The 19,218-nt window shown below is 69.2% G+C and carries 12 protein-coding genes; 7 read left to right on the top strand and 5 right to left on the bottom strand.

The window, feature by feature from the left end:
• The first annotated feature begins 87 nt into the window (after nt 1-87).
• From AB0G32_RS18355 to AB0G32_RS18335, 5 genes are all read left to right on the top strand, one after another.
• Nucleotides 88-483, top strand: a complete 396-nt coding sequence (locus tag AB0G32_RS18355) for an ATP-binding protein (protein WP_361163807.1) — start codon at nt 88-90, stop codon at nt 481-483.
• A gap of 779 nt (nt 484-1,262) precedes the next feature.
• Nucleotides 1,263-2,801 (top strand): transcriptional regulator, encoded by a 1,539-nt coding sequence (locus AB0G32_RS18350; RefSeq protein ID WP_361163805.1) that lies wholly within the window; start codon nt 1,263-1,265, stop codon nt 2,799-2,801.
• Nucleotides 2,783-3,367, top strand: coding sequence for a helix-turn-helix domain-containing protein (locus tag AB0G32_RS18345; protein ID WP_361163804.1), 585 nt, complete (start codon nt 2,783-2,785; stop codon nt 3,365-3,367). The genes AB0G32_RS18350 and AB0G32_RS18345 overlap by 19 nt, the downstream gene beginning before the upstream one ends.
• 179 nt (nt 3,368-3,546) lie before the next feature.
• Nucleotides 3,547-4,263 carry a ParA family protein gene (locus tag AB0G32_RS18340; RefSeq protein ID WP_361163802.1) on the top strand — a complete coding sequence of 239 codons (717 nt, stop codon included), beginning with the start codon at nt 3,547-3,549 and terminating at the stop codon, nt 4,261-4,263.
• Nucleotides 4,260-5,102 (top strand): hypothetical protein, encoded by an 843-nt coding sequence (locus AB0G32_RS18335; protein ID WP_361163800.1) that lies wholly within the window; start codon nt 4,260-4,262, stop codon nt 5,100-5,102. Before AB0G32_RS18340 ends, AB0G32_RS18335 begins: the two co-directional genes overlap by 4 nt.
• A 416-nt stretch (nt 5,103-5,518) precedes the next feature.
• On the opposite strand, the gene drmC is transcribed toward AB0G32_RS18335, so the two are convergent.
• Genes drmC through drmA form a run of 3 tightly spaced genes read right to left on the bottom strand, consistent with a single transcriptional unit; the run spans nt 5,519 to nt 12,050 of the window.
• On the bottom strand, nt 5,519-6,280 hold the full coding sequence (drmC, locus tag AB0G32_RS18330) for a DISARM system phospholipase D-like protein DrmC (RefSeq protein WP_280843800.1): 762 nt from the start codon (nt 6,278-6,280) through the stop codon (nt 5,519-5,521).
• On the bottom strand, nt 6,277-8,160 hold the full coding sequence (locus tag AB0G32_RS18325) for a DUF1998 domain-containing protein (RefSeq protein ID WP_348540866.1): 1,884 nt from the start codon (nt 8,158-8,160) through the stop codon (nt 6,277-6,279). The genes drmC and AB0G32_RS18325 overlap by 4 nt, the downstream gene beginning before the upstream one ends.
• 20 nt (nt 8,161-8,180) lie before the next feature.
• Complete coding sequence (gene drmA, locus AB0G32_RS18320) at nt 8,181-12,050, bottom strand: DISARM system helicase DrmA (protein WP_361163797.1); 3,870 nt, start codon at nt 12,048-12,050, stop codon at nt 8,181-8,183.
• 223 nt (nt 12,051-12,273) lie between these two features.
• Here drmA and AB0G32_RS18315 point away from each other — a divergent pair, with 223 nt between their 5' ends.
• Together AB0G32_RS18315 and AB0G32_RS18310 are read left to right on the top strand one after the other, a co-directional pair.
• Complete coding sequence (locus tag AB0G32_RS18315) at nt 12,274-12,624, top strand: type II toxin-antitoxin system Phd/YefM family antitoxin (RefSeq protein WP_280843803.1); 351 nt, start codon at nt 12,274-12,276, stop codon at nt 12,622-12,624.
• A complete protein-coding gene (locus AB0G32_RS18310; protein ID WP_361163795.1) occupies nt 12,621-13,193 on the top strand; it encodes a Fic family protein in 573 nt (190 codons plus the stop codon). The genes AB0G32_RS18315 and AB0G32_RS18310 overlap by 4 nt, the downstream gene beginning before the upstream one ends.
• Nucleotides 13,194-13,300: 107 nt before the next feature.
• Here the strand turns inward: AB0G32_RS18310 and AB0G32_RS18305 are convergent, their stop codons facing one another.
• Together AB0G32_RS18305 and AB0G32_RS18300 are read right to left on the bottom strand one after the other, a co-directional pair.
• A complete protein-coding gene (locus AB0G32_RS18305; protein WP_361163793.1) occupies nt 13,301-17,560 on the bottom strand; it encodes a hypothetical protein in 4,260 nt (1,419 codons plus the stop codon).
• Between the two features lie 12 nt (nt 17,561-17,572).
• Complete coding sequence (locus tag AB0G32_RS18300) at nt 17,573-18,979, bottom strand: hypothetical protein (RefSeq protein ID WP_361163791.1); 1,407 nt, start codon at nt 18,977-18,979, stop codon at nt 17,573-17,575.
• Between the last annotated feature and the right edge of the window lie 239 nt (nt 18,980-19,218).

The raw sequence follows: 19,218 nt of genomic DNA, 5'->3' as shown, positions 1-19,218 counted from the left end.
AAGTCCGCGACCGTTTACGGCATGAAGTCAGCATCTCCCCCGAACGGGCATGCGCCACAGCACCGCGTCCCAGCGCGCGAGTTCGCCATGCGCTTCACCTCGACACCACGCGGCGCCCGCCTCGCCCGCCGGCTGGTCTCACACCGCCTGGCCGACTGGGGTCACCCGTACACGACCCCGGTCAACGAAGCGCTCACCCTCATCACGGCGGAACTGACCGCCAACGCCGTGCAGCACGGCAACGTGCCCGGCCGGGACTTCCATCTGCACCTCGTCCTGACCGAGGCCGTCGTCCGTGTCGAAGTGACCGACACCCGCGCGGAGGCCCAGCCCCCGCCCACCGCTTCGGCCCCCGACTCCGCGTCCGAGTCCGGCCGCGGGCTCCTCCTCGTCAGCGCCCTCGCGGACGACTGGGGTGTCGTGCCCCGCCCGGCCGCCCCCGGCAAGACCGTATGGGCCGAACTGTCGTTCCGGAGGAACTGAGCCGCCGGTCAGCCGCCTTGGTAGATCGTGGTGCACAGCAGCGTGGCGCCGTCGTCCACCAGGACGGCCCAGTAGCGGGTCTGGTCGCCTGCCGCTCGGCGGCAGTCGTTCGCGTCGGCGCCCTCCGGCAGTCCACGGCCGTCAGCAGGCCGAGAGGGATCGAGTCGCCGGACCGCTGACCGAGCAGACAGTACGTCTTGCCGTAGCCGATGGGGCAGTCCGTGTCAGTGGCGGTCACCTGGACCTGCGCCTGCTCACCGGCGCAGGACACGGGGTCCGGCGGAACGTCCACGTTCCAGTCGACGCGGGTGGTGCCCCCGCGGATGCGCTTTTTTCGCCGAACGCCCCTGTTGGCCACCCCGGGCCGCTGGGCGGCAGACGAGTCGGGCTGTACGCCGGGTTTTCCTGACGCACCTCTCTGACCTGCGGCTTCGCGGTTCGGATCGGCTGTGACCTGCTAGGTCGGGTTGCAGAGGCGACCGGAGGCAGTCAGAGGAAACCGCTCTGATTCGACCCCGATTCGAACCGAGCTGCTCGGAGCCAATCAGAGGCAATCGCCCTCTGTTTTGGTCCGGGTCGGCCCAGGTCAGACGGCGTTGATCAGGCTGTGAACCCACTGACAGCACTCGGAATCGTCCTCGGTCGAGCCGCGATGGGGACGCCTGCCTCCAGCATCGGAGCCAGGCATACGAATGCCTCCAGGATGGCCATCCTGGAGGCTTCGCTGGCACCGATTGGAGGTCGGTACCGGACACCACCCGTGGTTTTAGCGGGCCTGGGTGGCGTCTCTGTCCTTGCGGGACGGCTCCACAGTGCCACACAGCGCCTACCAGACAGGTTCTCTCCGACGGCCATTTCACCCAGGCGAGCGACTGGGTCTTCACCAGCTGCCTACGGCTGCAGCCGATCTCATCCTGCTCGGGGATCTCACCGGCCGCTATGCGGCGGGCAGTTACAGCAAGCTCGCCTCCGACGGCCGGACCCTGGTCCTGCGAGCAGACTGTCAAGGCGCGGCCGAGCACGGGCACCGGATCACGGCGGCCATCGCCTGCCACGTTGCCCGCGCCGGCGGCACCGTCGACGAACTGACCCGACTACTGCTCCACCCCGATCACGAAGGAGGGCGGCACGCCCGGAACATCGCGCTGCGCTCCGGCCAGTCACGTGCCCTGGCGTACATCGGCCGGGTGTGGGCCAGCGCCTCGGCCGCGGTCAGCAGCACGACGGCGCTGGAATCGCGGCACCACTCGTACGAGGTCCTCGCCGCGCTGCGCGACCGCATCGAGACGACGCCCTGGCGTGGGGAACGTGGGCGGACCGCACTGCGGGTCCTACGGGCGCATCTGAACTTCGCCGAGACCGCGGGCGGTCCCCTGCACCACGCCAGCGAGCGGCAGACCGCGGAGGAAGCGGGGATATCCCGCACGACCCTCCGGGTCGCCTACGAGACCGTCCTCAAACCACGGGGCTGGCTGCGACGTCTGCGCGTCGGCCACGGCCGCGAGGGCTCGACCTGGTATCTCGCCGAAGGCAGCCCCGACCGCCACAGCACCCCCGTAGCGCAATCTCGTTTCCAAACCACTCAGTACCCCCCCGACCTGGCACTTGAGGAGTGGCACACCCCTGAGACGGGTACAACGGCCGACCTCGACTCCACCGTCATCGGCCAGCTGATGGGCCACGACGCCTTCGCCCACCGCGGTCTCGGCAGCGCCGCACTGGTGATCATCGGTGCACTGCACGCCCGTGCAGCGCAGACGGTCGCCGAGCTCGTCTGCTCGTCCTCCGTCTCCCGCGCCACCCTCTACCGCACCTTGCGGCGCCTGGCCGACCACGGTCTCGTCCACCACAGCGGTGAGACCTGGACCCTGGCACCTCATGCTCTGGAGGGCTTCGGTGACCTCCCTCCGGAGGCTGCGGCCGAAGAGATCTCCGAGCCGGCCCGCGGCTGGGACGCAGTCGCGACGCGGCACGGGACCGCGGGCGTCGCGTCCCGGCGCAAGGCGGTGCACACCGCCGAGCGCGCGGCGTACCAACGGGCGCTGGAGCGGCTGTCGGAGCACCGCAGCAAGGCCGTGGTGATCGTCCGCGACGGGCGCCAGGTGCTGGTTCCCGCGCCACGCCCCGACGAGGTTCCCACCGCGTGGCACGCCCCGGATGGCTGTGTCCTCGATCCGGTCACCGGCCGCGCCGCTCCCGACTGGCGGATCGCCACCGATGGACGGCTAATCCTCATCACCCCTGCCGACCAGCGCAGTTACGACGAGCTGGCCGCCAACCATGCCGAAGCCCGCAGCGAATGGGAGTCCGCAGCGTGAACCCACCCCCTGGACCCACGGCAGTTCACGACGATCAGGTCACCGCGCAAGCACTGCGGGAGCGGTACGAGTCCGGTTCCACCGTGGACCAACTCGTGGCGAGCAGTGGCCTGTCCTACGGCACGGTCCTCAACCGCCTTCGCGAGGCCGGGACCGTGATGCGCACCTCGTGGCAGACGCGCCGGATGCGCGACGGGCAAGCCCGCCGCAATCTCGCAGCCCGTCTGCGCCGCCTCTACGAGCAACAGGGCGCCACGCTCGCGGAGTTGGCTGCGGCGGGGTCGGTGACGCGACGTATGGCTCGGCGGCTGCTGATCGAGGCCGGGGGCACGCCCCGCACCACCCAGCAGACGCTCCGTATCCGCTCCGCAGCCAGTACCGCACGGCGGATGAAGCTCGCGAAGTCCCTGCGGACTCGGTACGAGGCGGGCGCCACCGTGCCGGACCTCGCCGAGGAGTGCAATTACTCCATCGGCACCGTCTACCGGCTCCTTCACCAAGCGGGCACCCCCATGCGGCCCAAGCACCACCACGGCCCGGCCCGCACCCCAAGGAAACGGTCATGAGCGCCCCCACACAGGTCCCCGGCCGGGCCCGACAGACCGCGGGACCGATGGCAAGCCATCCCGGATACAGCGTTGCTCGGGGTCCTCCTTCGCCCGCGCTCAGCCGCCACCGAACGTCGGCCTTCTCGCCGACGCACGCAAGTCAACGCACCTTTCCCGATTCAGGAGATCAAGCACACGTGAGTGAGAACACCCGTACCAAGACCCTGGCCGCGGCCACGGCCAGCGCCTGGGACGCCTTCGTCATCGTCGTCGGCATGCTCAAGGGCGGCACCGGCAAGACCACCTCCGCCTGGTTCATCGCCCTCTACTACGCCGTCGTCCTCGACCTGCCGACACTGCTGCTGGACGCCGACGCCACCAGCCAGTCCGCCTACGACTGGTTCAAGGTCGCCCAGGCCGCCGGCTTCGAGATCCCCGCCAACCTGGTGGTCGAGCGGTACCCGTTCGACGACATCGCCGAGTACATCCGGGCCAAGCGGGCCGAGTTCGGGGCGATCGTGGTCGACGCCGGCGGCGGCAGCGCCCGCATCTTCCACGAGGCCGTCACCGAGGCGAACCTCCTGCTCGTCCCGGTCGCCCCCACCAAGATCGAGCGCCGCAAGCTCGTGGCCACCTTCGACGAGGCCGAGCGCGCCGCCGCCCGCAACACCCGCGACGTCACCGCACACGTGGTCATGGTCAAGGCCGACGACCGCACCAGCCTGCCCAGCCGGGCGAAGGAGCAGCTGCTGGAGCCCGCCGAGGGCGAGGGCATCGGCCCGGACCGCGACGAACCGTTCCCGCTCGCCGAGACCACCATCCACTCCTGGGTGCACTACATGGAGGCCTTCGGTGAAATCCCGACCGAACTGAGCGAGTACGCCAACCTGATGAAGGAGCTGACCGAGGCATGAGCGAGAAGAACGAGAGGCCGAGGCCTCCGGCCCGCCGCACCGGCGGGCGCACCCTGGGCGGGGCCAAGAAGACGACCCCGCCGCCCCCTCCCCCGGCCGCCGAACTCACCCCCGAGCAGTTCGCCGTTGAACAGACCGCCGACCAGGGCGAAGACTGTGCCGCTGTCGGCACGCCGCAGGCTCAGCCTGCCAAGGTCCCCGTCCAAGGACCGGCTCAAGCCCGGACCAAAATGGTGCCCGAGGTAGTGCAGGCTTCCGCACCGCCGCCCGTCAAAATTGTGCCGACCGGCCCCGTACAAGAGCTGGCCGTCGTCGCCCCCGAGGCGGGAATGGACGTTGGGGAGCCGAAGGAGCGGCATGTGCCGCCTGCGGTCGCGGCTCCAGAGCCCGCCGCACCTGCGGTCAAGCCCTTGCCATCGACCGAACCCATTTCGCAGACCGGGCCGTCCCCCATCACGTCCGCGGCTCCGGGTGTGGCCTCGGCTGCCGAGGTGGCAATTCGCCCGGCAGCTCAGCCGGCAGCAGGCGGCACAGCGTTCCCGGTCAGGGCCGATGTTCCGGGGGCTCACCACGAACAGGACGTGCGATCGCCGACGGCGCCCAGCGAGGGGGCGTCGTGGGCTCACGGTCCCGGCCGTCCCAAGGACATCCCCGAGACGGCCGTGATCCTCAACCAGCGCATCATCACGCGCGAAAGCCTCGACTCCTCCGTCCCCGCCGCGTTGAAACTCAAGAAGCGGATCAAACGCTTCGCGCTGGACAACGAGCTCGACCACCTGCCCATCGGCGACATCGTCTCGGTCGCGCTGGACGAATGGCTCACCGCACGCGGCTTCTGACGTGCCAAGCGGCGCCTGGGTGGCGGCGAACACGTTACACGTTCACCGCCACCCGTCGCCGACTATTTCAATAGTTCCCTAGGCCAATAGGCGGCTCACTAGTCGAATAGTGGGCCCGACCGGAGCACACATGCCTGATCTCTCGCACCATGCCCGTCAGTTGCGGGACTTGGCTGACGCACTCGAAGCGCAATCCGGCCCCCGCGAAGACCCGTTCGAACCCCATCCAGACACGTTGGAGATCGTCGGTGGCCGCCATATCACGCGTGGGCAACTCAATTACGCCGTCCCCGATGTACTCCAACTCCAACGGCGCATCCGCCGATACAATGCTGATTCGGGTATGGCGCACGGCGACATAGTCGCAATTGCTCTCGACATCTTCTTGCGAGCCAAGGGATACCCACCCAACCGTCTTAAGGCAAGAGCCTCAGAATTCCACGACGCTGCAGTTCCCGAATATGTTCGGCGGCCCTCTGTGGAGCGGCACCGCCGGTGACAAGCACGCCGGCTTCCAGGTTCCTGCGTACTCCGGATTCGGTGAGGTTTGCACTGCCCACCAGAAGGACGCGGCGGTCGGCCACAGCCAGCTTGGCGTGCTGCCGTGCACGCTCGTGCTCGCGTGCAGAAGGAGCCCAGTGCCAGAGTCTCAGGCCGAGCACCGAGGCGAACGCAGCAGCAGGTTCGGGTCCGTCGAGCAGTCCGGCCGCACCTTGCCGGGTTTCGACGACGACATGGACCTCCACGCCTCGTGCGACGGCTTCGCGCAGGGCCGATATGAGCGGTGGGTGGCGGCGGGCCGCGTATGTCATGGCCAGCAGTTCAGAGCGGGCCCGGCTGACGACCTCGGTGAGTACGCGTGCAGTCGCGCGGACCGGGACGCCCGGTGTCGCCGGCCCGCTCCACACCGTCCGTACCTCTACTTCGTCTCCGCGCCGGGACCACCCCGCCACGAAGCCGCGAAGGTAGGCAGCAGCCTCGGCCGACGGTATGCAATCGCTCTGGGCTGCCTCGTACAGCGCCCTGATGGCGTCGCCTGCAGCCGGGACCTGGACCAGGAGCAGGGCGTGCTCCAGGCCCCGGCCGCGGGCGAACACACCCGCCAAGTCCTTGGTCCGAGACGGCCCCAGCAGGATGACCGCCTGCTCGGCTGCCGCCTCGAATCCCTGGCGACTCACGGCCTCAGACTCGCGGGGGTGAGTACCTGGTCGGTGTCGTCACCGAGCGGGACAAGGAAACGCCGGTCCAGGAAGCGGTTGCCGCGTTCGCAGGTGGTCTCGGAGACGAAGAGGCAGACGTGGCAGGCCGCGCCGTGCAGGTAGTCCGCAGGGTCCTTCGGCAGCCGTTCGGCGCACAGCGGGTCGGATGAGCAACGGGCCGCGTCCTCCAGGGCCCTGCGCACGATTCTTTCGAAATGAGCGTCCTCCGTCAGGGAGACGAGGCCGCCGAGAGTGCCCTCGGAGTCGGGAACGGCGGTGTAGATGAGGATGCCGGTACGAGTGGTCTCCTCGTCTCCGGCGTAGATGCGTTCGCCGAGGCTTGCCGAACTGTAGCCGCATTCGAGGGCGATGGTGCGGATCAGCAGGTGGGAGAGAGTGTGAAGGACTATGTAGCGTTCGCCGGGCCAGCCTCGCATGGGGTCGAAGGGCCCGGTGATCCGGTCCGACTTCCGGTTGCTGCGGAATCGGCCGAAGGCCTCCCGGTGGGCGGCCATCTGCAGTGATTTCTGCATCCGGTCCTCCCACTCCGCCATCAGGTTCTCGCGTACCCGCAGGAAGATGCCCTCGCCGCGGACTTCGCTAGCCGGTACCCAGTTCTGCGAGGTGCGAGAGAGGCGTACGAGAGTGGCGATCTCGTCCGATTCAGGGTCGGGGGCGTCGAGCCGGGTGAAGCCGACCAGCGCTCGGGCTTCTCGTAGCCGCTGCACCTGGCGGACGTCCGCAAAGAGTTCGCCGAGTGCCGGGGGCACGGTGATGCTCTCCATCGCGAAGTCGTCGGTCGGGTCGGGTACGTGCGGTGCGGCGAGCACGTCCCATTCGGGGCTGAGCAGGTCGGCCGCCACCTCCGCAGCGGGCTGGATCTGCTGTCCGGCGTTGCCCTGCCTGCGGGCCTCGACAGCAGCGATCAGCGCGTCCGGGCCATACTCCTTGAGGTAGGTGAACTGCGGCATGGCGGCCAGTGCGTCGTAGACCGGGCGCGAGGTGACGTTCTGGAGCTCCACCCAGCGTTCCTCGACGAGTTCGGTCAGGTCCTGGTCTCTGCTCGGTGGCAGGGCGAGGGCGCTGAGCGTCATCGGGAACCACTGGTTGGAGGCGCCCGCCACCATCAGAGTGGCCTCGCGGTCGCACCCGTCGCTCTCGAAGGCGGACAGGTGCGGATGGCGGCCGCGGCAGGCGGGCAGCTCGGCGCGGCCCCGCTCCCCCATCGCGTCACGGATGTTGCGCTTCTCCCCACAAGCGACGCATTCGAGGGTGACGTTGGCCGCCTGGTTGCCGCCGTGGTCCTTCATGCGCATCAGCGGCCGGGGACTCTTCGCGCACGGGTTGCCGTGGTGCACGAACATCGCGTACGGGAACTCGTCGAGGTGCCCATTCGTGCAGACCAGCGTGAAGCGGGCGGTCACAGCGAGGGGCCTGCCGAACTTGCAGTCGCTGTGAGCGAACTTCGCTTCGTGCGGGGTGCGCGGGTTGTTGTTGAGGAAGGTGAAAGCCTCTGAGTCGATGGGTGCGAGCAGGTTGCACGCGGTGCAGCGCAGCCACTGCGGGAAGGGCGTGACGGGCACGCCGATGCCTTGGGCGGCCCAGTCCTTGGGGGCGCCGTCGGCACCTTCCATCCAGGGAGCGGAGCGCAGTTCACTGATCTGTGCCCGGCCGTAGAGCTGGAGGGCCCTGTTAACGGCGGTGCGCAGCCGGGGTTCCTCGATGAGGTAATCGTCGGGGAGGAGCCCGGTGTGGCTCCAGGATTCGAGTCCCTTGACCAGGACGGAGAAGTTGGGCAGGTCGACGAGCGCGCCGACGCCGGCCGTATACATGAGGTGGCTGGGGCGTGCGGCACCCACGCGCCGATAGTAGTTGCCGCTCATCGCCGTCCCTTTCCTGCCGCGGTGGCGGCGTCTCCGTACTCGTCGGCGTCGACCGGTGTGCCGCCGTCACCGTCGGTGTCCTCATCGCCGGACGTGTCCTTGCTGCCCGTAGCCCCGAAGTACCAGGCGGGGCCGCCGTTGGTGGGCTGGTCCACGAAGTTACCGCCGCCGGGCAGCAGCAGGTTGAGTTCATTCTCCGTCTCCCGCATGGACATGGGCACGGTGAGTTCGTCCCATCGCGAGCCGTCGGCACGGTGGAGAAGTCCGGTGACCAGGGTGTCCTTCTTCTTCTCCTTGCGGTAGCCCAGGATGCCACCGCCTTCGCGCCGTTCCTCCCAGCGGTCCTTGAGGGCGTCGATGCGTTCGGTGAGATAGTCCTGCGCGCGTTGACCGCCGACTCGGTCCGCCCGTTCCAGCAGCCGCTGTTCGACCTGCCGGGCGAGGTCGCCGTGAAGGTCCACGTGCTGGGCGTCGGTGTTGCGGGAGTTCTCGTACGCGGCCTGTCGCAGCGCCGCGATGTACGTCGGTGCGGTGCCGCGGTCGAGTGCGCGGCGGGTGAACGGGGTGACCGACAGGGATTCGACCTGACGGTAGAAGGTCGCGTGGTAATGCGCGAAGTCCTCGAAGTGCGCCAGGTCGCGCGGCCGGGACCAGTTGTAGAGGGTGACGACCAGGCCGGGACGTCGCGCGTCACGGCCGACGCGGGAGGACGCTTGGATGTACTCGGCCGTGTTCTTGGGCTGGCCGACGACGAGCATCAGGCCGAAGCGGGAGACGTCGACGCCGACCTGAAGCATGGAGGTGGCCAGGACGACGTCCACCGCGCGTTCCTGCACGGGCGTCATGCGGGCCCGCGGTTCGCGCTTGTCCCGCCGTGCCGCCACGTACTCGGCGGCGAAGGCTCTGCGGCGCTCCGTGGTGTCCCGTTCCGGGTCGAAGGGGGACTCCAACCGTTTGAGGGTGGCACTGATGTCCGCCGAGGAGATGCGGGAGGTCAGCTCCTGGATGGTGAGCATCCCAGATTTGGTGGGGATGCGGTTCGCGATCGTGTCGTGCCCCTTGCGGCCGCCGTTGCTACGGACACGGGTGGCGATGTCGTCGTCGAGGTAGCGCCGCATGCCAGCGAGTTCACGGGTGGCGTTGAAGTAGCCGACGAGCGTCATGTACGGGTCGGCTACGTCTCCGTAGGTGTCGAACTGCTCCTGCGCGGCGAGCAGCAGGATCTCGGCGACCCGGATCTCGGCGGCCTTGAGCCGGGTGCCGTGGGCGCACACGCCGAGGTAGCGGCGGCCGGGGTTGTCCCGGGCGAGTTCCACCTGCCAGGAGAAGAAGGTGTCGCCAACGTCGAGGACCTGTGGCGGGAAGACGGCGACCTGGCGGGCGAAGACCCCGCGCACCTGCTCGGCGGCGCGCTTGGTGGTGGCGGTGGACGCGACGATCTTCGGACCGACGTCGTGACGTACGCCGTCGCGGTCGGAGTACGTCCAGCTGCACAGTTGGTCGATGGCGGCCTCGAAGAGTCCGACGGTGGTGCCGAGGGCGCCGGAGATCAGGTGCAGCTCGTCCTGGATGATCAGGTCCGGGGGCCGCAGCCGGGTGACGGGCTGGGCAGCCACCGCTTCCAGCGTCCCCTTTCGGGTGTGGCGGCTGCGGCAGCCGGTGCGCTCGTCGAGGTCGTCGTGGCGGTAGCCGTGGCGCGGGCACCATTCGGTGACTCGGCCAAACAGCAGTCCGGCGTAGCCGTTCCAGGGCAGCTGGGCGAACTTGTCGACGGTAGCGATGACCATTGCGGGGGCGAGGCGGTAGATCTCCTCGTCGACGGTGAGCACGGGGATACCCTCGCCGGGTGAACCGAGCCGGGAGAAGGGACAGCGGTCCTCGCCCTCGCCTCGCGGGCAGTACAGCAGCACGCGGCGCCGGTCGGCGTCGTAGTCCATGTTGGAGTGGGCGGTCAGGCCCTGTCCGCACCATGGGCAGCTGAGGACCTGGATGACGCGTGCGTGCTTGTCGCTGGCACTCTCCCGGGCGCCCGCGATCTGCTCCTGTGCCTCGCCAAACCAGTTGGGAGACACGGAGGTCCCCACCCACAGTCCGATACGGAACGGGGTGCCGCCCCAGCGTCGGTCACGCGCGTACTCCTCGCGCCGCAGCACCTCACAGGCGCTCATGAGGGCAGCGGCCCGCTGGAACTGCTGGGCCGTCAGCAGCCGCAGGGTGTAGCGCATGAGGACGGCGACGCCCGCACTGCCGTCGTGGGCCTCGGTGCCGCTGCCCACGATGCCTTGGAGCCTGCGCAGGGCGAAGGTGTACGCGGCGAGGCCCAGATAGGCCTCGGTCTTGCCGCCGCCGGTGGGAAAGAACAGCAGGTCGACCAAGGCCTCGCGGCCGGTGCCGCGGTGCGGGTGGCCGGGTGCGCTCAGTGAGGCGAGGTTGAGCAGGACGAAGGCGAGCTGGAAGGGCCGCCATTCGGCCGCCTCCTTGCCCTGCGCGTGCACCTCCTCATGGGCGCGTCGGTAGGAGGCGGGGTCGTCCTCGTGTCCGGCGCGTCGGCCAGCGATGGCGGTGTTGCGCCGCTGGAGGGCCATCGCCCGGTTGGCGAACCGGAACGCTTCGAGCGCGTCGTCGTCCGTGGACAGGACGTCGATACCGAAGGCGATGCGGTGACACACGTCCTCGGCCTGGTCGATGGCCGCCTCTGCGGCTGTACGCAGGTCGGCGGGGAGGGTCCGCGTCTTCTCCCGCTGGGTCTGGAGCCAGGTGCTGTAGCCGTCGGCAAGCGGGGCCAGGGCTGCGCTCAGTTCCGCGCGGCGTCCGGGCACGGTGAGGGCCGCGAGTTCGTCCATGCCGAGTTCCAGCCCGGCCAGCAGCGGCTGTTCGTCGATTTTGGGGGCGGTGGTGGCGCGCACGTCGTACTCCGGCAGCCAGGTGGTGGCCAGCCGGTGGGCCCGCCGCTCGCCGTGGCGGACGCCGGCCGTGACGGCGACGTTGCGGCCGACGGCGAAGCGGAGGCTGTCGCGGTAGAGCAGGCGCAGCCGCCGCTCCTCCGGTTCCTCGGAGGCCCCAGCGGACCGGGGGTCGAGCGGGTCGTCGATGGGCAGGAAGACGGCCGCCCGGTCGTCGGGGAACGCGGTCATCTCCAGACCGGCCTGGAACAGCCACTGGGTGTCCCTGCGGTCGGACGTGCTCTCGGGGAGCCGGTTGACGAGAGCGACCTCCACGACGCGCAGGTCCTCGCCGACCGCTCCCGCCGGGCGTTCGCGGACCTGTACGTCGAGGTGGATGCCGTGAGTGTCGTCCCCCTCCAGGACGCGGCGCTGGTCGCCGGCACGGGTGACCTGGATGTCGATGGGGTGGTGCATCACGGGCTCGCGCCCCCACACCCGCACAGGGTTGGGGCTGGTGTCGACGATCCTGTCGGTCAGCGAGTACCGCCCCCAGCGGGCGGCGACGCTGAGGGTGCCGATGGACGCCGGGACCACGAAGGACAGCCCCATGGAGGAGGCCCAGATACGGCCGGCGGCCTGCGGGGTGAGGCGTTCGGGCAGCTCGCCGCCCTCGGCGGCCTGCCCGTCGTCGCTGCCGAGCTCGTCGTCGCCGGTCTGGGCGGCACTGCGAGCCATCCGGCGGGCGTCGTCGCCACCATCCGGGCGGGGCCCGAGCATGCCCACGAGGTACCGGTCGCGCGGCCCCGCCGACCGATGCGGCAGTTCCTCCGTCTCCCCGTCCCATGGGCCGAGGAGGTCCCGCCGGATGTACGTCACCAGCCCGTCACGTACGTCGTACGAGTCCCCGGGGCGGAAGGTCTGCGGCACCTCATTCAACGGATGCGGCGGCACGCCGGGGGAGGCGGGCGGGGACGACGGCATGGGGCGGGCCCTTTCTGCCAGGTGGTGAGCCAATGGGGTGAGGCTATCGCGGGGGTGTGACAGTGCGAGCGACTTCAGCATGATGTCGATTGACTTAGTTCACACCAGTTTCGCGAGATCAGCGGACGTAATGAGCCGCGCTCTCCGCCACACCCACGCATCCCACCGGAATCCGTACTAGAATCTGTACAGAATCAAGACTCTATATGGGTACGGTGACAGCATGGAGATCCCCGAAGTCGTGACTGTCAGCGACGCGCGCGCGAGACTGTCGCGGATCCTGACCGACCTGTCGGAGTCCGGCGCGGATGCCGACCCGGTCCTGATCGGCGCCCACCGCAAGCCCCAGGGCGTCCTCCTGTCCGTCGAGGCCTTCGAGGCGTTGAGCAGCCGAGCGGCACGACGTGCGGCCGTCGCCTCGGCCACCGGCTCCATCAAGGCCGAGGGGCTCCACGCCTCCGAGGCCTCCGACCGCGACACCGAGGCGTATGTGAAGGGCGACCTCGACGCGGACGCCCTTGTCGCCCGCGCGATCACCCGCCACCGTCAGACCTCGGAGCGGCGGGCAGGGTGAACGATCCGTACGCCATGCCCAACGGCGTGCTGCGCAACAAGCTGGGCATCACCGACCATCAACCGCTCGCGGCAGCGGAAGCGGACATCACCCGGGCGCGCCTCGTCCTGCTCGCCGAACGCCCCCTGCCTGGCGCGTACGACCTCGGTCATCTCCAGGCGTTCCATGCCGCGGTCTTCGGGGACATCTATGCGTGGGCAGGCGAGTTACGCACCGTGAACATCGCCAAGCGCACGCCGTTCTGTCCGGCGAGAAACCTGGTGCCCTACGCCGCAGAGGTCTTCGGTCGTCTCGCCTCCTCCGGCCATCTGCGGGATCTCCCCCGCCAGGAGTTCGCAATCCAACTGGCCGAGCTGTACGGCGACATGAACGTCCTCCACCCGTTCCGCGAGGGCAACGGCCGCGCCCAGCGGGCGTTCCTGGCCCAGCTCAGCGCTGACGCGGGATACGACGTGAACTGGTCGGGCATGGACGCCCAGCGCAATGAGGACGCTTCGGTGAAGAGCTTCCTCGGCGACAACAGCCTGTTGGAGCAACTGCTCGACGAGCTCATCGCCACCACGGGCTGACGCCACCTCCGACCGGCAGCAAGGTGCCTGGCGTCCGGCACGGCCAGGCCGACACGGAGTGCGCCGCTGCCGGGCGGGAGGCCGGGCACCTGGGCCGGAAGCGGGGTTCAGGACCCGCCCGTGAGGTTCGATGCCGCTTCGAGGCTCACCTGCACCAGGCCTTCCGCTGTGGCCAGGGCCAGGTCTCCGTCGACGAAGGCGACGTCGTGCACGCTAAGGCCCAGGGGGATCCGCAGCGCCTCGGTTCCCGTCTCACAGTTCCAGAAGCGGACGGTTCCGTCGTCATCACCAGTGACCAGCATGGTTTCGCAGCCCGGGATCGGGTACGACTCCACGGCGGTCACGCCTGGATGGGCGAACGGCTCCCCTACGGCCTGGCCGGTCATGAGGTTCCACAGCCGCACGATCCCCTCCGCGCCCCCCGCGGCAAGGAGGGACTGCCCACCGAGTCCGATGAACGCGGACAGGGCCCGTATGCCGTCGGCGTGATCCGTCACCACCTCACCGGTCTTCTCACCGGTACCCGGATCCCACAACCGCACCACCCCGTCCTCACCACCCGTGGCCAGGAAAGCCCGCCCACCGAATCCGACGAACGCCGACAGCGCCCGCACACCACCGGCGTGATCCGTCACCACCTCACCGGTCTTCTCACCGGTACCCGGATCCCACAACCGCACCACCCCGTCCTCACCACCCGTGGCGAAGACGAGCCTGTCTTCATCGTCCTGGCGGACTCGGATCGTGGTCACCGTGAGGACGTCTCCGTCGTGTTCGGTCTGCAGCCCGACATCGTCCTGCTCTCCCTCAGCCGGGTCGAACACACGCAGCACTCCCCCGGCGTCCACGGCAGCGATCAGGGTCTGTTCTTCCTCGCCGCCGAAGGACGTCACCGTCCGCGTGGTCGTCACGGCGTCCTCGAAAAGCACGCCTGCCGGTCGGCCGTCGTGCGGTGCCCAGATCCGTAGGGTGTGGTCATCACCGCCGGTGGCGAGCAGCGCGTGTGTGCCAGAAAGAGGCGGCACCGGCGACACAGTCCTCACCCAGTTCTCGTGGCCTGTCAGAGGTGCAGTCACCGGCTCGCCGCCGACCGGATCCCACAGTCGTACGCCGTTGTCTTCGCCGGCGCTGACGAGCAAGGTCCGTGCACCGGCCTCGGTCTTCTCGACCAGCGTTCCCACCACGCGGACCGGCTTGCCGTGGCCGGTGAGAGGTGCCCTGGTCTGTCTGCCGGTGTCCGGGTTCCAGATCCGTACCGTCCCGTCCTCACCGCCCGACGACAGCAGCACCTGCCCTTCCCGCCCCTTGAACGCCGCGACGGACAAGACGGCTCCCTCGTGACCGGTGAGGGGATCGGTGGTCTCCTTCCCGGTGGCCGGGTCCCAGATCCGTATCGTGCCGTCGTTGCCCGCGGTGGCCAGGCGAACATGCCTATCTGGGCCGTCCAGGCCAGCGAACGCCACCACCGAGTAGACGTCGCCGTCGTGGCCGGTCTCCACTAGCCGTTCGGTCTCCTGGTCGGTGTGCAGGTCCAGGTCCATCACATACTCGTCCAGGCCTCCCACCGCCAGTTCTTTGCCGGTCAGCGGCTCCCAGACGCGTAGCGTCCCGTCTCCGCCTCCCGTGGCCAGCAGCGTTTGCCCGTCGGCGTCTTCGAACGCCGCCACGCAGTGAACCCAGTCGTCGTGGCCGGTCAGTGGCTCCCCCACTGACTCTCCCCTGACAGGGTCCCAGATGCGTACCGTGCCGTCCGCGCCCCCGGTGGCCAGCAGAGTCCGCCCCCTCGGGCCCGTGAACTCCGCGATCGACTGGACGGCGCCGTCGTGCGGCGTCACCGGGTCCCCCACGGTCTCCCCCCTCACCGGATCCCAGATCAGCACCGCCCCGTCGTCACTGCCCGAAGCCAGGAGCACCCGCTGTGAGGCGTCCGTGAACGCCACGAGGGTCTGCACCGAGCCGGTGTGACCGGTGAGACACAAGTGGGGTGCATGGCGCTTCAGTTGGCCCCAGGCCACGGACCAGGCCGCATCAGGGTCGGAAGATCTCCTGCCGAAGCGCTGTACGACGGTCTCCGGCGTGCAGCGAAGGCTCGCCAGCTCGCGCAGTCCTCGCCGGTCCCGGGGGTCCGCTTTGGTGAGCTGCTCTCGGGCGAACAGGACTCCCGCCACCGCCGGAGGCAGCTCGAATCGGCCAAGAGCTCTGAGCATGACGCTGGCGACGACCGCCGAGGGGTTCAGCCGGTCGAGTAGTTGGGGACGGTCCGCCAGGGCTTGCCATCCGTCGGGCCCGGCGAGACCGGCATGGGTGGGCAGGTGTTGCACGACATAGGGGTTGGCGCGCTGCTCCGGCAGCGTACCGGTCGGGGGTGCCGCCAGGTGCTCGGTGATACGGCGGTGCCGGTCGTCGTGCGCGGAGGGCGGAACCGTCCGGGTGAAGTGCTCGGAGAAGGTCCGGTGGGCCAGTCGGTACACGCTCTGCCCGGATTCCGTGTCAAGCAGGAGGTAGGGGGCCGCCGTCCATGTCAGTTCTTCGATATCCGCGTCGGTGACCTTCATGTCGGGGCTGTCGGCGAGTGCTGTGGCGACGTCGGCCCACACACCACCGGTCAGGGGCAGGCCGTGTCCTTGTGCCAGGGCCAGTGCCTCCAGCAGGGCCTGGTTGACAGGAGCCTTCTCGGCCAGCCGGTCGACGGCGCGGGCGAAGAGCCGACGGTGGTCGTCCTCAAGCAGCGGCCCGGGGCCGTCGGCGAGTCCCGGAGTGGCGATAATCTCGTGCACGGCCAGGCGTGCGTAAAGGAACTCACGCTCAAGGCACCCGAGTGCTTTCGCCAGGTGGTCGATCTGTGCGGGCTCCACCTGTAGTTCACCCCTGCTGCGCGCTACCTCCAGGCGCCGCTGGATGTAGCTGGTCATGGCCTCCTCGTCACGGTCAACGTGGACGACCTTCCGGTTTTGCTCCCCGACGCCCAGAGCGTCAGTGAGGTCCCGGTCCGCCGGCTCCGGCAGGTCGGGGCCTTCGAGTGTGGAGCCGCGCGTGCCGACGACGACCCGAACACCGGGGAGATCCGCCAGAGGGCTCAGTATCCGCTCGGCGATCGTCAGAGGCAGGCGGGCCTCGTCGAGTGCGTCCGCCAGGACGGTGAACGCGGGATCGTCGGCCTCAGGAACATGTTCCGCAACAGGGTCGTCCGTCCTGCGGAACTGCTGGATCAGCCACGTGCACTGTTCGGCGATCGGCCCCTCGGGAGGGGTGGGGAACCCGGCTGCCACGGCGATCCGCAGCACGACCTCCCTGGGTGTCGCCCCAGTCAGGTGGAGGACCAGATCGAAGGCTTCATAGGGGCGGGGGCTGCCAAGGGGAAGGGGGTCAAGCTGCCGGTGGCGGATGAGGATGTCGGAGAGCTCACGCCGGGAGTGCACCAGGACATGCCCGAGCAAGGCGGACTTTCCCGATCCTGCCGCTCCGGTGACAACGAGCATGCCCGCTGCGGCACGGTCGAGCCAGCAGAGGATCTCATGACGTTCCTCGACGCGCCCCTGGAAGTACCAGGTCTGCTCGCCGAGTTCGGCACCACTGGCCTTGGGGACGAAGTGACGCCGTTCGTCGTCGGTCAGGGACGCGATGACGGCATCGATCTCGGCGACCACATCCAGCGGTGCCTGAGTATGCGCCGCGATGGTCGACCGCATGCGCCGCAGCACGGCACGCCCCGTATCCGTCTTCGGCGTGACAGGGCAGCCGTGGAGGTTGCGGTTCAGTTCTGTGGCGAGGTCGTGCAGGTCGATGGTCTGCTGCGCGCGGAAGGTCACCGTGAGGACGGTGGTCAGCGCTCTGCGAAACGCACCGAGCGTGGTGCTTCCGTCCTTGGACGTTGCCACCAGCAGGAAGTTGTGGACGTCCCCGTCCCGGTAGGCGTCCCCGGTCAGCAGTTCGACGAAGCGCCCGGAGGTGCAGGCGTCAATGATGACGATGGCCCAGCCGGCGCCGTTCCTGCCCTGCCTGGCCTTGAGGTGCCGGAGCAGAGTGGGTGGGTCGATGCCGTCCGGGGCGACAAGCTTGGGACTGTGGGCGTGTGCCAGCAACGAGGTGGGCCCTCCGTCGCTGAAGCCGTGACCGACCCAGTAGAGGACGGTGTCGCCGATGTCTCGGGGAGCGGACCACGTCGTCAGGCGCGTGGTGACGGCTTCGACCCCGCGGTCCTCCGGGGAAACAGGCCAGGGTTCGGTCTGGGAACCGAACGGCTTCAGCAGCGCCTCGATACCTTCGATCTCGGGATCCGTCTCCAGCCCCGGGTGATGGAGATAGACACCGATTCCGATGGGGAAGAACTGCAGAGGTCTTTCGTCAGTGCTGTCGGAGATGGTCATGACGCACTGCGCTCAGTCGTCGTCGGAGTCGAGCGCCAGCACGAGCTGGGTGACGGGGGCGTTGCCGCCGGTATCGGCCCTGACCCGATAGAGGCCCGGTCCGGGAAGGGTGATCGAGGCACCGATCTCACCGTCGTGCCAGCCGAGCCGGCCGGTGGCAACGCGCAGGCCGGTCTCGGCGTCCTGCACGGTGCATGTGATCCCGGCATACGTGTCCAGGACGGAACCCGGTCCGGGTCGCAGACGCAGCAGCCAGGGCCGCCCCGCCTCGACGCAGTCCGGGACGTCCAGACCGATGTCCCCCTCACCCAACGCGGGGCCGAGGTCCTGGTCGTGCTCGGTGAGCACCGCACGGACGTAGGTGATGGCGACGCTGTCCTTGGCCAGTGCACCGTGCTGCAGCGGGAGTGAGGTCACGCCCATGGTCGGGCCGAAAGAAGCGGCGTCCCGGTAGACCGTGCCGTCCCCGGCCCGGTCCCTGCGGAGCGGGATGCCGTTGCGGTCACGGGCCAGATCGCCGTCACCGTTGCGCTCGAACGAGAGGTACTGCTCGTGCACCAAACCACTGTCGAGGCGCAGACTCTGTACGGTCGGCTGCGCGACGCCGACGACAGCGCGGTGGCCCGGCAGCGCAGGCCCCTTCTCCCGCATGCGCTGCTGGAACTCCCTTGCCTCTCGGGCGAGTTCAGCGTCTCCTCCCAGCGCTGCCACGTCGGCCGGGGTGAGCCGGTGGACATCGAGACCCGCGTCGACGCAGCGGTAGTCCGGGAGCAGGTCGTGTACGCCGGGCAGTGTCGCGGACAGGGCCTGCATGCGGCGCCGCAGCCGGGCGGGCAGCCGGCCGGAGTGGTCACCGTTGAGGGTGACGGCCGCCATGACCGAACCCAGGAACGGGGTGCCGAGGGTGACCACGGCCCTGGTCTCAGGGGCCAGATCGCTGCCCTGGGAGGCGGCATGTGCGAAGGCGGCCCGGGTGACCAGGCCGCCCATGGAATGGGCGACGAACACCAGACGGGCCTCGCGCTCGTCCGGATGCGAGCGACGTGCCCGAGCGTGCTCCTCGCTGGCGCGCCACCGCGCCAGGTGATCGTGAGCGGCTTCCGCCAGACGCGCTCCATTGACGGCGACGGGGAGCCGCCAGTCGTACGCGAACTCAAGTATGGCCTTGGGGCGGGCGACCGCACGGACGGCTTCAAGAAGATCGCCGTAGGGCTCGAAGCCCTTCAGGAACGGCGCCGCGGTCGGAACGCGTAGCAACTCGGTGGCTTCGATCCGGCCGTACCGGCCGGATCGTTCGTCGTCGTCCAGGTGCAGCGGGCGCATCCCGTCCTCGTGGCGCCAGGCCGCGACCACCCACCGTGGATCACGCAGTCCCCACACCAACCGCCCGGTCGTGGTGTCGCGCAGAGCGCTGCCCATGATCCCCGGCACCACGATCACCGCATCATGCGTGGCATCCCGTATCACGGGCGGTGCCGGCGTCCAGGGCGCCACGCCTGCGCCAAACGACACGTCGGTTCGCTCGGTCCCCCCATACGTCATGCGGGAACGATATCCGGCATGCCTCGCGCGGAGGGAGGGAAAGCCGAGGACTGCAGTCGTGGCGATACCGAGTCGCGTTACCCAATGTCGCACTCGTGGACTGTAGTTACCCTTGC

The organism is Streptomyces sp. NPDC023723, from assembly GCF_040639815.1.
Lineage (GTDB): Bacteria > Actinomycetota > Actinomycetes > Streptomycetales > Streptomycetaceae > Streptomyces.
The sequence above is the reverse complement of the archived record's forward strand: the minus strand, read 5'-3'. Positions and strand labels throughout refer to the sequence as shown.

Coding starts and splice junctions, on each gene's coding strand:
- AB0G32_RS18355 (WP_361163807.1), top strand. CDS start 88: ATGCGCTTCACCTCGACACCACGCGGCGCCCGCCTCGCCCGCCGGCTG.
- AB0G32_RS18345 (WP_361163804.1), top strand. CDS start 2,783: ATGGGAGTCCGCAGCGTGAACCCACCCCCTGGACCCACGGCAGTTCAC.
- AB0G32_RS18335 (WP_361163800.1), top strand. CDS start 4,260: ATGAGCGAGAAGAACGAGAGGCCGAGGCCTCCGGCCCGCCGCACCGGC.
- drmA (WP_361163797.1), bottom strand. CDS start 12,050: ATGCCGTCGTCCCCGCCCGCCTCCCCCGGCGTGCCGCCGCATCCGTTG.
- AB0G32_RS18315 (WP_280843803.1), top strand. CDS start 12,274: ATGGAGATCCCCGAAGTCGTGACTGTCAGCGACGCGCGCGCGAGACTG.
- AB0G32_RS18305 (WP_361163793.1), bottom strand. CDS start 17,560: ATGACCATCTCCGACAGCACTGACGAAAGACCTCTGCAGTTCTTCCCC.
- AB0G32_RS18300 (WP_361163791.1), bottom strand. CDS start 18,979: ATGGGCAGCGCTCTGCGCGACACCACGACCGGGCGGTTGGTGTGGGGA.